Source organism: Alkalibacterium olivapovliticus (assembly GCF_003003275.1).
Lineage (GTDB): Bacteria > Bacillota > Bacilli > Lactobacillales > Carnobacteriaceae_A > Alkalibacterium > Alkalibacterium olivapovliticum.
In genome coordinates, this window is record NZ_PVTO01000026.1 from 1 (window position 1) to 13478 (window position 13478).

Consider the following 13478-nt stretch of genomic DNA (forward strand, 5'->3'; position numbering starts at 1 on the left):
GTCTTGCAAGCTCATCCGTTCTATTAAGCCTTGGTATGAAGTTTCTGTTCGTCAGTGCAAGCATTTGCGTCCGACTTCCTTCAGATTCCGCCTCACGGCGGACACCCTTGTCTTTCGCTAACAGTTCCTACTGCCAAGTCTGTAGTGGACTTTCACCACCAAGTTATCGCCCATGCCGGGCGCACAATAAAAAAGATAAACCATCATGGGATGGTTTATCTTTAACTGCCGGTTATTCTTCATCCAGCTGATTTTTAAATCCTTCTATATCTTTAAAGTTGACAACTGTTTTTTCTTCAACCAAATCATGCATTCTTTCGGCTGAATGGTTCCAGTTGATCCGAACGATCGCGCTGTTAGTCAGTAATTTTTCAATTACGCCTTCCATCGGCTCATCACGAAATGAAAATATTATTTCGTCGCCAACATCAGGTCTTAAATCTTCTTTGATCGATTCAATAATTTCGACTGCTTCTTTATAGGGTAAATCCAATAAGTTAGCAATTCGGGAGTTACTGGCACCTTTACGAAGTTCTGTTTCTACTAATTGTTGAACTTCAGCAGTGATTTCCTCTTTAGCCACTTTCATCCCCTCAATTCTTCATTAAGATTTTATACTCCTTTAATCATTGTACCATAAAAGTAGACTAAAAGCGAATGAAGGATGATTTAGATTGATTTATGACAGTAGATCAACTGCTTTGTATCCGACTTTTTTCAAGGTTACCTGAAGAGCCTTAATTTCTTCCTGTGTACATTCTTGAAATAGTTCAGCTATTTTTTCGGCATGTTTAGGAAATATCTCATGCATCAATTTGTCGCCTTCATCTGTCAGTTCACAGAAAGTGACTCGTCTGTCGAATTTATCTGCAATCCGATTAACGAATCCCTTTTCTTCCAGGCGATCCACAACATAGGTAATACTGCTGGAGGCCAAAAGGATCTGTTTTCCGATCATCTGTATAGGCTGCCTTCCTTTATTGAATAATAGCTCAAGCACAGTAAACTCAGTTGCATTCAATCCGTGAGACGACATGTCTTTCTTCACGACTTTCTCAACGCTTGATGACGCTCTGAGCAATATTGTCAAAGCCTTTAATTCTTCTTTGTTATCATTCATATTCTCACCACCATTATTGGTATAGACCATCTTCTCAACAGATTAGTCTGAAAGTAATTTCATAAATTTTCAAAACATCAATATACGATTAGTATCTATTTTAATGCAATTAACTTACATTTTTATCCATTTATTAAATATAATAATAACTTAACCATACATTCATCGTTTTTTCAACCTTATTTCTGCTACTCCGATATAATACCACAATCAAAGCTCCAACATAATCTCTATTTCTATTTTATGCTATTTTTATTCAATTCATTAAACAACTGATGATAGTGATAAAAGGCTATTATTTGAAACACACTGGCAACAGTAACTAGAATAGTTAGTGTCAGTTCACTCAGAGCAGGAAAAACAACCGCAATAAACATTGTAAAATAAAAAACGATAGTCGCAATCTTACCATGCCATATCGATCCATCTAATGTTTTTTTATTGCGGTACAATCGGACGTTCTCAACAAACATGTAGGATTCTTTAATGACGAATAAAATAAAAAGGAAAATGAATACGGGCCACTTCAGCATAAGGACACTCACAACAGATACTTGAGTCAGTTTATCGGCTATTGGATCCAGTAACTGTCCGATTTTAGTTCCTTTATTAAACCGTCTTGCAATAAAGCCGTCCAAGGCATCTGTCAATCCTGATAACACTAAAATCCCTGTAGCATATATGTGTTCTCTCTGGGTCTCAGCATTTATATAGGCATAGACAAAAAATGGAATAAGTAAAATTCTGAAGTAAGATAATAAATTTGGAATTGAAACCCAATCTCTTCGATTCATAAGAGTTCTTCCTCTCCATATGTAAAACCGTCTCACTTAACATATCTAGATCACTATTCAGGCTCTCTTAACTCGCATTTAATGGCTAACAGATTATAAAAGCATTAATAGATTTCATAAGCAAGCCTGTTGAAAATATCCTAATTTAGTATACTTAATTTTTATCTCAATAGCAATTTAGAAATAGAAAAGTCAGCTTATTGAGTGATGACCTGCAAAATAAGCTGACTAACTACTGTATCTATTTTATCTATTTGAAGTAGGATTCGGATTATCCGGATTAAAATTATCTTCATGATTGGAAGCATCCGACTGTGGGTCATCAGGGTCTACGCCGAAACCGGGAGCGTGCAGACCGATATCTTCTGTACGTTCTTCTGACTTACTTTCATGCTGCTTGCCGTTTTCCTTTTCAAGCAAAACGTACCCCCCTCTTCTCAGTATATCATCATATAATTCTACTGAGTGATCGTCCAGGCCATGATTGTTAAGTGGTGCATTATCTTTAAATGCCTCTTCACTAATTGTTTCAATTTCTACTGGAACAAGAGACTTTAAATCAGAGGCATGTTCTTCACGTGTGAGTGCGAGTAAATTATTAGCGTGAAAGGCGCCACTTTGAATCAAGTTTTCGACTTCCGAAACAAATTCTTCTATGCTTTGATGTGCTGATACAAATTTCATGATCGATTCCTCCTTTAAACTGTGTACACTATGATTCTACCAAAGGTTTGATAAAGTAACCACTAATAGCTATGGAACAAATTGATTTCATGTGTTGACTTTTCACTTAAAACATTATATACTAAGTTCTGTTGTTAAAAAGTTTCGGTAGCTCAGCCGGATAGAGCATTCGCCTTCTAAGCGAACGGTCGGGGGTTCGAATCCCTCCCGAAACGTCACTAATTTAAACGGTCAATCTGATTAGTCAGATTGACCGTTTTTTTGTGTCATAAATGATGAAAAAACGCCGGTCTTATGAGACCGGCGCTTCTTATCAATATAAATGTAAGTAATTTTCTTTCTCCCACTTGCTGACTTCCGCTTTGTAAGAGTCCCATTCTATCATTTTTGATTTTACAAAATTGGTATAGATATGATTACCTAATGATTCTTTAATAACCTCACTTCTCTTCAGAGCTTTTAAAGCACTATGAAGACTAGTGGGAAGAGAACGGATCCCCTGCTCATCTAATTCGTATTCATCCATATCATAGATGTTATCATTTGTTTCTTCAGGCGGAGTCATTTCATTTCTGATTCCATCAAGACCTGCTTTAAGCATGGCTGCTAGTGCAAGATATGGGTTTGCCATCGGATCGACTGATCTTACTTCCAGTCGTGTTGACAACCCTCTTGACGCTGGGATACGGATCATTGGTGTACGGTTACTGCATGACCATGCAATATAGACAGGTGCTTCATATCCCGGTACCAGTCGCTTATATGAGTTGACCGTCGGGTTAGTAATAGCTGTGAATGCAGGTGCATGGTGAAGTAAGCCAGACAAGAACTGGTAGGCTTCAGTGCTTAATTCTCTTTCATCACTTTCATCATAGAACGCATTTTCTTCTCCTTTGAATAAGGACATATTGCAGTGCATTCCCGAACCGTTGATACCATATAATGGTTTGGCCATAAAAGTAGCGTGCAGGCCATATTTTCTTGCTACAGTTTTAACGACCAGTTTAAATGTTTGAATATTGTCACACGCTTCTACTGCATCAGCATACTTCCAGTCGATTTCATGTTGACCTGGAGCGACTTCATGGTGACTCGCTTCAATTTCAAAGCCAAGATCTTCAAGTTCCAGGACAATATCACGACGGCAGTTTTCTGCTGAATCAGTCGGTGCCAGATCGAAATACCCTCCATTGTCATTTAACCGTTCAGTGACTTCATCATTTTCATCTAATTTAAACAAGAAAAATTCAGGCTCTGGCCCAAGATTAAAAGAGGTATACCCCATTTCTCTTGCTTCTTCCATCACACGTTTTAAATTAGTTCTTGGATCCCCTAAAAATGGCGTCCCATCAGGATTCACGATATCACAGATCAATCGTGCTATACGCCCTTTTTTCGATGATTCGGTTTCCCAGGTGAACACTAACCATGTATCAAAATCAGGTTGAAGATACATATCAGATTCTTGTATACGGACAAATCCTTCAATAGAAGAGCCATCGAACATCATTTTTCCGTCTAATACTTTATCTAACTGACTGACTGGCACTTCCACATTCTTAACGATACCTAAAATATCAGTAAACATTAAGCGTAAAAAGCGGACATTGTTGTCCTTTACATCCCTTACTATTTTGTCCCTCGTCATTTCTGTCATAATCTTTCTCCCCAATCTATACCACTTATTGTAATGCTCTTTGTATCGTTGATATTAAAAGCACTTTTGAATAGTACCACTATGTCATTCCGGGTGCAACTGAAAATTAATAAGTAAATGAATTAAGGAAATTTTCTAAATATAATTAAGTTTGAACGGATAAAAGCTTCATAAATTAAGAAGCCACCTGAACAGGAAGTCACGTAGAAGTGACTTGCCCAGTTCAGGTGGTATTGTTAATAACTAATACAATTCAAAGTAGCGGTCAGTTTCCCATTGAGAAACTGATTTGGCAAAGTTCGCCCAGTCTGTCTCCTTGGCAGCTATAAATCTGCTGAAGATATGTTCTCCAAGACCTGATTTAATGACTTCATCTTTTTTCAGTGCTTCCAGTGCCTCATACAAATTCTTCGGAAGTGACTGAATATTGTTTTCGTTGCGCTCAATCTGATCCATATTGTAAATGTTTTTATTTACGGGATTGGGTGCACTTTTAGCTTCCGATATCCCCTTCAACCCAGCTTTAAGCAATACTGCCAAGGCTAAGTAAGGATTTGCGGTAGGATCTACGCTTCTTAGTTCCACTCTGGTAGAATTTCCTCTAGACGAGGGGACACGTATCAGAGGGGATCTGTTCGTGCCTGACCAGGCGACATAGACAGGAGCTTCAAATCCCGGAGTTAAACGTTTATAGGAATTAACGATCGGATTGACTACAGCAGTATACGCTTGAGCATGATCCAGAAGGCCTGCTATAAACTGGTAGGCTGTATCGCTTAATCCTTCTTCTGAATTTTCTTTATAAAAAGCATTGCCATCTTCATTGAAAAGAGACATATTAAAGTGCATGCCTGATCCGCTGATATCTTCAATTGGTTTAGGCATAAAAGTTGCGTGCAGTCCATGTTTTCTCGCTACGGTTTTGACGATCAGCTTGAAAGTCTGGATATTATCACATGCTTCTACTGCATCAGCATATTTCCAGTCGATCTCATGTTGGCCTGGAGCAACTTCATGGTGACTCGCTTCAATTTCAAATCCAAGCGCTTCGAGTTCAAGGACGATATCCCGGCGACAATTCTCTGCCAGGTCCGTAGGGGCTAAGTCGAAATATCCGCCATTATCATTTAAAGTTTTACTTGGTTTGCCGTTTTCATCTAATTTAAAAAGGAAGAATTCCGGTTCAGGACCCAGATTAAAGGCAGTGAATCCGAGCTCTTTCATGTCTTCAACAACTCGTTTTAAATTATTCCTTGGATCTCCTGCAAATGGAGTTCCATCAGGCATGTGTACATCACAAATGAATCGTGCAATTTTCCCGTCACTGTTCTTTAGTTCCCATGGAAAGATCAACCAGGTATCCAAGTCAGGGTGCAGTTTCATATCGCTTTGATCGATTTCTACAAAGCCGTCGATCGAAGATCCATCAAATGCCATTTCGTCAGACATCACTTTATCCAGCTGGCTGACAGGCACTTCCACATTTTTTATTACCCCATCAATATCTGTGAACATTAAGCGTAAAAATCTGACGTTTTTTTCCTGTGCTTCTTTTTTTATAGCCTCTTTTATCTTGGCGGACATAGTCCAATCATCATCCCTTTCGCCATATACGTATGGCTTTTTTTGTTCAGTATTAAGGGTACTAATATCTCCTGGCTATGTCAATTAAGAGACCTTATAATTTAAAAAGTCTATAAGTTATCTGTTATCTGACCAGAAGATTTGTTTAAATCATGATTCTAAGTATAAAAAAAAGCCGAGATCAGATGATCTCGACAGATAAAAGTATACACTTTTTATTTAACCGCATCTTTCAATGCTTTACCAGCTTTAAATGCTGGAACTTTGCTTGCAGGGATCTGGATTTCTTCCCCAGTTTGAGGATTACGTCCTTTACGTGCAGCACGATCGCGAACTTCAAAGTTACCAAAGCCAATTACTTGAACTTTTTCTCCGTCAGCAAGTGTGTCTTTAATTGTTTCAAAAACAGCTTCTACTGCTGCAGTTGCATCCTTTTTAGTAAGGTCAGCTGAAGCTGCTACTTTTTCGATTAATTCTGCTTTATTTGCCATTGTATTCTTTCACCTCCTCAAAAGAAGATCGATGCATTCTGATAAATAATCATCATGCGATCTTACAACATTCTTTTGTATTCGAATGTATTGGGTGAAATAGTCTAAACTTGACATTTCATTTAAAAAGATACCATAGAATCCTTGATACTGCAATGCTTTTATAGAAATCTCTTGGTTTATTCCCCATTGTTCCAGGTCAAAAAACGGTTAAATTCGATTGAAAACTATTTTCTTCTGCGTGGAATTATCCGAATGGGTGTTCCTTCGAAGTTGAAAGTCGCTCTGAATTTGTTTTCCAGATATCTGGCATAAGAAAAGTGCAGTAGTTCCGGATCGTTTACGAAAATAATAAAGGTCGGAGGTGAAACGGCAACTTGAGTGGTGTAATAAATCTTTAATCGTCGTCCTTTATCAGTCGGTGTCGGGTTAGTAGCCACTGCGTCCATAACAACATCATTCAGGATAGAAGACTGAATACGTAAATTACGGTTCATAAAGACTTCGCTGATCCTATCCGGCAATAAATGCAGTCTCTTCTTGGAAATTGCAGAGACAAATAGAATGGGAGCGTAAGCTAGATACTGGAACTCATCTCTAACGTCCATTTCGAACTCTTTCATTGTGTTCGTTTCTTTCTCTACAGTATCCCATTTGTTGACTACCAGGATAATCCCTTTACCTGCTTCATGAGCATAACCGAAAACACGCTTATCCTGCTCTCTAATGCCTTCTTCCGCATTGATGACACATAAGACCACATCAGACCGTTCAATGGCTCTCATAGCCCTAAGAACGCTGTATTTTTCGGTATTCTCGTAGACTTTTCCTTTTTTTCTCATTCCAGCAGTATCGATCATCACAAAATCTCTGCCATCCTGCGTTTCGAACCGGGTATCCACTGCTTCTCGTGTCGTTCCTGCAATATCAGAAACAATTACGCGTTCTTCCCCAATGATTGCATTTACCAGACTTGATTTCCCTACATTCGGTCTACCGATCAAACTGAATTTGATGGTCGATTCGTCATATTCCTCTTCAGTAGAGTCAGGAAATTCCTTGATCACAGCATCCAGAACGTCACCTAATCCTAATCCGTGAGATCCTGAAATAGGATAAGGATTGCCTAACCCTAAAGAGTAAAATTCGTAAATTTCTGTTCTCAGTTCAGGATTATCCGCTTTGTTGACTGCCAGTATGATAGGTTTGCCGGATTTGAACAATATCGGTGCCACTTGTTCATCTGCATTTGTCACACCTTCTCTGACACTAGTCAGCATAATGATGACATCTGCTTCTTCAATGGCGATTTGCGCCTGATTTCTGATCTGTACATTTAATGGTTCATCTTCCATTGTGATACCACCAGTATCAATCAATGAAAACTCTTTGCCCAGCCATTCGGCATCAGCATATATTCTGTCGCGGGTTACCCCGGATACATCTTCTACTATAGATATTCTTTCTCCTACAATACGGTTAAAGATTGTGGATTTCCCTACATTGGGTCTTCCCACTATAGCAACTGTCGGTTTCGTCATTCATATACCTTCTCTCAAAACTGTTCTTCTTAAAATAGTCACACCCAACTAAGGCAGGCTCAGTACCTGCTTTAGTTGGGTGCGGTAAACTATACCGATTTAATTTCGATACTTACTCGTCGTCATTATCCAGGAAGCCGGATAACTGATCGCCGATCTGATCACCTAAAGTAAACGCACCATCTTCATCATCATCACGAAGATCCGGTTTTTTCATAGATGATTTTCCTTGTTTAGGTGCTGCTGACTTAGTCTCCGGTTCTGGAGATGTATCTTCAGTCAACGCTTTGATACTTAATGACACACGTTGTTCCTCAGGATTGACGCTTAAAACTTTCACTTCAATTTCTTCGTCTTTTCCTACGATTTCATGAGGTGTTTCCACGTGCTTGTGCGCCATTTCAGAAATATGCACTAAGCCTTCCACACCAGGTTTAACTTCAACAAAAGCACCGAAGTCAGTAACCCGTTTAACAATTCCTTTAACGACTGTTCCAGGTGCCAGTTCTTCTTCAGCATTATCCCATGGCCCAGGCAAAGTATCTTTGATCGATAATGAAATACGTTCCTGCTCCTTATCGACTTTCAATATTTTAACATCCACTTTGTCGCCTTTAGACAATTTGTCTTTAGGATGATCAATGCGTTCATGTGCGATTTCTGAAATGTGAACCAGTCCGTCAACACCACCAACGTTTACAAATGCACCGAAGTTAGTCAGGCGAACGACTTCACCAGAAACCACTGATCCTTCTTCTAGGTTATCCAATGCTTTCTCTTTTTCAGCTGCCTGTTCCTTTTCAAGTAAAACTTTACGGGAAAGAATAAGCTGGCGTTCGTTTGGATCGATTTCAATGATTTTGAACGTATAGGTCTGGCCTTCAAATTGACTTAAATCACTGATAAATGATGTGTCCATCTGAGAAGCTGGAACGAATCCTCTTACGCCAAGATCAACCGTCAATCCACCTTTTACAACGCTTGATACAGGTGCTTCAACTGTTTCGTTATTATCAAATTTAACCTGCAGTTCTTCCCAAACTTTACGTTGATCAACGCGTTTTTTGGATAAAACAAAACTGCCCTGTTCTTTATCTTTAACATCTCTTAAAACAACAACGTCAATGATATCTCCAATTGTTACGATATCTGACGGATGATCAAAGCGCTCGTTAGCCAATTCTCTAGGAGGGATGATCCCTTCCTGTCCGCCACCTAATCCTACAATGACTTGCTTGTCATTATCGATTACCAGCACTTCACCTTTAACTAAATCACCGGGGGTAATGTCAACGACATCTCTCATTACATCTGACATAGACTCGGACTGGTTGTTTCCGGATTCCACAGCTGGCTGAACTTGAGTATCTTCGTTTTCTGCTAGTACATCTTCAGGAGATGTATCACCAGGTGTGTTGACCTCAACTTGTTCATTAGCCGTTTCTACGGCATCTTCATTTATAACTTCCTGTTCTTCTGTCTCGTTTCTATTTTCTTTTTCTGTCATCTTTGTATGCCTCCCAATACCAATAATTTCTACACAATTAATTGTACCGAATATATATTTTAATTTCCACTAAAACATTTCCAGCGCAATAGACCGGCTTATTTTGAGCGTGAAATGATCAGCTGTTTGACTTTGTCCACCACTTGTTCAATAGATAATGTCGTAGTATCGATTCTGATTGCATCATCTGCCTGTTTGAGTGGAGATGTTTCGCGAGTGGAATCTTTATAATCTCTTTCAGCAATATCTTTCTTCAATTGATCCAGGTCTGAAAATATCCCCTTCGAAATATTTTCCTTATGTCTTCTTTCGGCTCTCTCCATGACACTAGCCACCAGAAAGATTTTGACATCAGATTTTGGCAAAACCACTGTCCCGATATCCCGTCCATCCATAACAACACCCGTGTTTTCTGCCAGCTTCTGCTGTCTGACGACCATCTCAGTTCTCACACGAGGATGGGCAGCAACAATTGATACCGTATTCGTCACATTATTCTGACGAATATCATTAGTCACTTCCACTTCGTTCACATAGACTGCCTGACCTTCACCAGCTTTACGAAGAGTAATATCTGTATCCTGGAGCAGTTTCATCAAGGCATTTTCGTCTTTAATATTGACATTGCTTTTCAGTGCCTGGTAAGTAAGAGCCCGGTACATCGCCCCGGTATCTACATAAATCAAATTCAAGTCGCCGGCGATTTTTTTTGCAACTGTACTTTTCCCTGAAGAGGCAGGACCATCGATGGCAATAGTTAAATTATTTTCAGTCATATAAACCACACTTTCATTATTAGTCTCTTATTTAACGCGTAATTCTTGTCCTATAGATACAGTAATATCTGAAAGACCATTTAACTGCATCAATTCTTCAGTCGTCATGCCATGGTTCAATGCAACGCGGTACATATTATCTCCAGCTTTCACTGTGTAATATTCCATTTCACCAGTTTGTTCTTCTGGCTCAGGCTGACTTTCCTCTTCTTGAGCTGGTGGTTGTGTTTCCTCAGGTGAAGATTGTTCATCTGCTGCACTGTCAGATTCTGAAGCAGGCGGCTCAGTTTGTTCTGGTTCTGGTTCTGGTTCTGGTTCTGGTTCTGGTTCTGGCTCTGGCTCTGGTTCTGGCTCCGGTTCTGTTTCCGGTTCCTCTTCAACCAATTCCTCTTCTTCCGGCTCTTCTTCCAATTCCTCTTCTTCATCATCATTGACGACCATTGGTTGTTCGATCGATGGTGAAGTTGGGTCTTCAGAAAGGTCCCCTCTATTGGAAAACCATGCATACGCTGAAATAGGTAATATAATTAATAAGGCCAAAAAAATAACAATAACAGTTAAAATAGGTGAAATACTTTGTTCTCTCTCTCGTTTTGCTTTTCTGGACATTGGTTCATCATCTGTATAGTCCACTTCTTCGTCAAAACGTTTGGACCAAAGCTCTTCCATTGATTCGCGATCTTTTTTACTCATATTCATACTCCTTTCGATCCATTCGAGTCTAATTATATCATAGAATCCCTACTCAAGTGGACTACCTTTATAAATTAAATAACAAATTTACTTTTTCCTGCCACATTTTTTCATAATTCTGTTTTATTTTTTTGGGTTCTATAGGACTGTAAGGCAGACTCAGTGATTCAGTGCAGCTGCTGCAGCATCCGTTCAGTCTGACAGCTACTTCCTCATTAAAATACGACAGTAAGATTTTTCTTCTACAGCCAGTTGACACGGCATATTCAATCATTGTCCTCAGCTGATACTGTTTATTAAGCTGATAGTCACTGATTTTTTCCCAAGCTTCTTCCAATGGAATCTTCTGATTGATAAAATAGCGCGAAATGTTTGTTTTACTGTCTTCTTTGAGGTGCACTAGTTTGTCGGAATGGGTATAAGCAAAACTCAGTTCGTTTTTATCAGGAAGGCTGTCCTGCTGCAGTCTTATCTGAATACCCTCATCACCTTTTTCATACAGTAACAAGGCCACTCCACCCTTTCTATCTCTGCTGCATCTTCCAATCTCTTGTAGATACATCTCAGGACTTCCGGGCAGGTGGTAATGAATGACAAATCGGATATCCGGCTTGTCTATCCCCATCCCAAATGCACTTGTCGCACAGATAATCGACAGCTTATCAGCCAGAAACTGAGATTGTATTTTACGTTTGTCTTCTTTCGTCAAATCACTGTGGTAACTTTCTGCTCTAATTCCTTTCTCTGCGCGTATCAGCTCTGCCGTTTTATCAGCGAGTCTTTTGCTGGTAAAGTAAATGATCCCAGGACCTTTCAGTTCATCTAAAGCACTGAGTAGTTCCTCATCTTTATTGTTACGACACTGTTTAATCCTTAACTGAATAGACGGTCGATCGACTGGGTAGATCACTTCGTTTAAGTTGTCCTTAATATCAAGAACCTTAATGATTTCCTCTCTTACTTTGTCGACTGCTGTGGCAGTCAATGCCATGGTCAGTGGGTTCCCCAGCCGACTCTTGACCTCCCCCAATTTCAGGTAATCCGGCCTGAAATCCATCCCCCACTGTGATATGCAATGAGCCTCATCAACAACCAGCAGTCCGATCATGACAGATTTAAGTCGCTCGATAACAGAACTCTGCTGAAGCATTTCGGGAGAGATAAAGACAAATTTATAGTCTGCTATACGCTTCAAGATTTGGCTCTTTTCTGAGTAAGTCAAAAAACTGTTGAGAGCGACTACTGATTTTTCCCCGTTGCTTTTCATCTTTTCAACCTGATCTTCCATCAATGAGAGCAGAGGTGAAATAATTAGTGTGGTTCCTTCTAAAATATAGGAGGGCAATTGATAACACAGCGTTTTCCCTGTCCCTGTCGGCAACATGACCAGTGAATGGTTTCCCTGCAGCGCAGAGGCGATTGCTTCCTCTTGCCCTTCCCTGTACTCAGTAAATCCAAATTTTTCAAATAAAATAGCTTTAGCCTGCTCATTATGTTTTACTGACATCTTTTCACCCTTAATCTTTCAATCTCTACTAATCTGAACCAGAAGAACTCCACCGTCTGTGACTGTATTTTAACGTCTTGATACGTCAGATTTTCATTCTCTTTAAATGACTCCTTTAAGTAAATGTAAATCGATTCAGGGATATACTGCTGGATCGGGTTACAAGGGTTCACCAGTACATTTTCCAGTATATGCTCTTTGATCGTATTTTCCTTTAGTTTTCTCATACTTGCTACTTGATCGATTGTATAATCGCGATTCAGCAGCTGAATACTCTTCCAGGCGCTTTCACTTAACCCTTCATGGCAGAATAAATGAACTTCGATCCAAAGCGAGTCAAATAAAGGAAATGCATCACGTTTTTCATACAGCTCCTGCATCAGGTGGTTTAAGCTTATCCCAATTTCTATCGGATCCATTTCATACTTCTGACAAAGCTGCCTTTCCGTCAACCCTTCACTTCCGTGTCCTGTCAGCTGATCAAGCAAAAAATGGCGATAGCGTTCAGGAAGAGCTGTCAGAAATACTGTTAACTCTTCTGCCCATTTCCCAACCAGATTATGTCTGTCAGCCACTTGGTCAGCCAGCCATTTCTTGATTGCTCTTTGCCTGAAATAGTCACTGATAGAGGGAATATAGCGGCTGTTAGTGTAACTTAATTCAGAAATAATCTGACTGACAAATATAAACCAGCTCCAAAATTCTTTTCTGGTCTGTGAATGAGCTAATGAGGGAATATCATTTAAAAAAGGATACCGGTGCTTTACCTCCTTTTTCTTCTTCAGACCACTAGCTGATATTAGAAAAAAGTCCCCATCCTCAATCAGATTTCCAGTCTCCGAAAGTCTCTTCAGGTACTGCCGCCATTCTGATTCTGTATACGGTATGGGAGAATTAAACAACCCCTGCAACTCGTTTTTTTCTGCAGTAAATAGATTTGAGGGTGTGCGCTTACCCGAAGCAATTAATGCCAGTTGTTTAGGTGTCACCCTCGTTTGTTGAGTAAACAAGAAAATTATGTAGTCAAGAAAAAAATCATTAGTCATACCTTCACCCTAACTCTTGAGGATTTATTTAAACTTTACTTTCTTTACCTTACAATACACCAAATGGGTTGTGTAATT

The 13478-nt window shown here is 39.5% G+C and carries 13 protein-coding genes and 1 tRNA gene; 1 reads left to right on the forward strand and 13 read right to left on the reverse strand.

Annotated elements, in window-relative coordinates:
* Positions 1–232 precede the first annotated feature (232 nt).
* The 4 genes from CLV38_RS10880 to CLV38_RS10895 all read right to left on the reverse strand — a co-directional run bounded on the left by CLV38_RS10880 (position 233) and on the right by CLV38_RS10895 (position 2598).
* On the reverse strand, positions 233–589 hold the full coding sequence (locus tag CLV38_RS10880) for a DUF2187 family protein (RefSeq protein ID WP_106195437.1): 357 nt from the start codon (positions 587–589) through the stop codon (positions 233–235).
* A 90-nt stretch (positions 590–679) separates the two neighbouring features.
* On the reverse strand, positions 680–1120 hold the full coding sequence (locus CLV38_RS10885) for a MarR family winged helix-turn-helix transcriptional regulator (protein ID WP_106195440.1): 441 nt from the start codon (positions 1118–1120) through the stop codon (positions 680–682).
* A gap of 236 nt (positions 1121–1356) precedes the next feature.
* A complete protein-coding gene (locus CLV38_RS10890) occupies positions 1357–1914 on the reverse strand; it encodes a CDP-alcohol phosphatidyltransferase family protein (protein WP_106195443.1) in 558 nt (185 codons plus the stop codon).
* A 246-nt stretch (positions 1915–2160) separates the two neighbouring features.
* The gene (locus CLV38_RS10895) at positions 2161–2598 is read right to left on the reverse strand and encodes a hypothetical protein (RefSeq protein WP_106195446.1); all 438 of its coding nucleotides are present in this window, start codon (positions 2596–2598) and stop codon (positions 2161–2163) included.
* A 141-nt stretch (positions 2599–2739) separates the two neighbouring features.
* Between CLV38_RS10895 and CLV38_RS10900 the strand changes: the two genes are divergently transcribed.
* Positions 2740–2813, forward strand: a tRNA-Arg gene (locus CLV38_RS10900).
* Positions 2814–2911: 98 nt separating this feature from the next.
* Here the strand turns inward: CLV38_RS10900 and glnA (CLV38_RS10905) are convergent.
* The 9 genes from glnA (CLV38_RS10905) to CLV38_RS10945 all read right to left on the reverse strand — a co-directional run bounded on the left by glnA (CLV38_RS10905) (position 2912) and on the right by CLV38_RS10945 (position 13400).
* Positions 2912–4255: a type I glutamate--ammonia ligase gene (glnA, locus tag CLV38_RS10905; protein WP_106195449.1), complete on the reverse strand. Its 1344-nt coding sequence runs from the start codon at positions 4253–4255 to the stop codon at positions 2912–2914.
* 243 nt (positions 4256–4498) lie between these two features.
* The gene (gene glnA, locus CLV38_RS10910; RefSeq protein WP_106195452.1) at positions 4499–5839 is read right to left on the reverse strand and encodes a type I glutamate--ammonia ligase; all 1341 of its coding nucleotides are present in this window, start codon (positions 5837–5839) and stop codon (positions 4499–4501) included.
* Between the two features lie 215 nt (positions 5840–6054).
* Positions 6055–6330 (reverse strand): HU family DNA-binding protein, encoded by a 276-nt coding sequence (locus CLV38_RS10915; protein WP_106195455.1) that lies wholly within the window; start codon positions 6328–6330, stop codon positions 6055–6057.
* Between the two features lie 227 nt (positions 6331–6557).
* The gene (der, locus tag CLV38_RS10920; RefSeq protein ID WP_106195458.1) at positions 6558–7871 is read right to left on the reverse strand and encodes a ribosome biogenesis GTPase Der; all 1314 of its coding nucleotides are present in this window, start codon (positions 7869–7871) and stop codon (positions 6558–6560) included.
* A 112-nt stretch (positions 7872–7983) separates the two neighbouring features.
* Positions 7984–9378, reverse strand: a complete 1395-nt coding sequence (rpsA, locus tag CLV38_RS10925; RefSeq protein ID WP_106195461.1) for a 30S ribosomal protein S1 — start codon at positions 9376–9378, stop codon at positions 7984–7986.
* Between the two features lie 98 nt (positions 9379–9476).
* Positions 9477–10154, reverse strand: coding sequence for a (d)CMP kinase (gene cmk, locus CLV38_RS10930; RefSeq protein WP_106195464.1), 678 nt, complete (start codon positions 10152–10154; stop codon positions 9477–9479).
* 27 nt (positions 10155–10181) lie between these two features.
* Complete coding sequence (locus tag CLV38_RS10935; RefSeq protein ID WP_106195467.1) at positions 10182–10847, reverse strand: SAG1386/EF1546 family surface-associated protein; 666 nt, start codon at positions 10845–10847, stop codon at positions 10182–10184.
* Between the two features lie 67 nt (positions 10848–10914).
* The gene (locus tag CLV38_RS10940) at positions 10915–12354 is read right to left on the reverse strand and encodes a RecQ family ATP-dependent DNA helicase (protein ID WP_106195470.1); all 1440 of its coding nucleotides are present in this window, start codon (positions 12352–12354) and stop codon (positions 10915–10917) included.
* A complete protein-coding gene (locus tag CLV38_RS10945; RefSeq protein ID WP_106195473.1) occupies positions 12345–13400 on the reverse strand; it encodes a helix-turn-helix domain-containing protein in 1056 nt (351 codons plus the stop codon). Before CLV38_RS10945 ends, CLV38_RS10940 begins: the two co-directional genes overlap by 10 nt.
* Between the last annotated feature and the right edge of the window lie 78 nt (positions 13401–13478).

Coding starts and splice junctions, on each gene's coding strand:
- CLV38_RS10880 (WP_106195437.1), bottom strand. CDS start 589: ATGAAAGTGGCTAAAGAGGAAATCACTGCTGAAGTTCAACAATTAGTA.
- CLV38_RS10885 (WP_106195440.1), bottom strand. CDS start 1,120: ATGAATGATAACAAAGAAGAATTAAAGGCTTTGACAATATTGCTCAGA.
- CLV38_RS10890 (WP_106195443.1), bottom strand. CDS start 1,914: ATGAATCGAAGAGATTGGGTTTCAATTCCAAATTTATTATCTTACTTC.
- CLV38_RS10895 (WP_106195446.1), bottom strand. CDS start 2,598: ATGAAATTTGTATCAGCACATCAAAGCATAGAAGAATTTGTTTCGGAA.
- glnA (WP_106195449.1), bottom strand. CDS start 4,255: ATGACAGAAATGACGAGGGACAAAATAGTAAGGGATGTAAAGGACAAC.
- glnA (WP_106195452.1), bottom strand. CDS start 5,839: ATGTCCGCCAAGATAAAAGAGGCTATAAAAAAAGAAGCACAGGAAAAA.
- CLV38_RS10915 (WP_106195455.1), bottom strand. CDS start 6,330: ATGGCAAATAAAGCAGAATTAATCGAAAAAGTAGCAGCTTCAGCTGAC.
- der (WP_106195458.1), bottom strand. CDS start 7,871: ATGACGAAACCGACAGTTGCTATAGTGGGAAGACCCAATGTAGGGAAA.
- rpsA (WP_106195461.1), bottom strand. CDS start 9,378: ATGACAGAAAAAGAAAATAGAAACGAGACAGAAGAACAGGAAGTTATA.
- cmk (WP_106195464.1), bottom strand. CDS start 10,154: ATGACTGAAAATAATTTAACTATTGCCATCGATGGTCCTGCCTCTTCA.
- CLV38_RS10935 (WP_106195467.1), bottom strand. CDS start 10,847: ATGAGTAAAAAAGATCGCGAATCAATGGAAGAGCTTTGGTCCAAACGT.
- CLV38_RS10940 (WP_106195470.1), bottom strand. CDS start 12,354: ATGTCAGTAAAACATAATGAGCAGGCTAAAGCTATTTTATTTGAAAAA.
- CLV38_RS10945 (WP_106195473.1), bottom strand. CDS start 13,400: ATGACTAATGATTTTTTTCTTGACTACATAATTTTCTTGTTTACTCAA.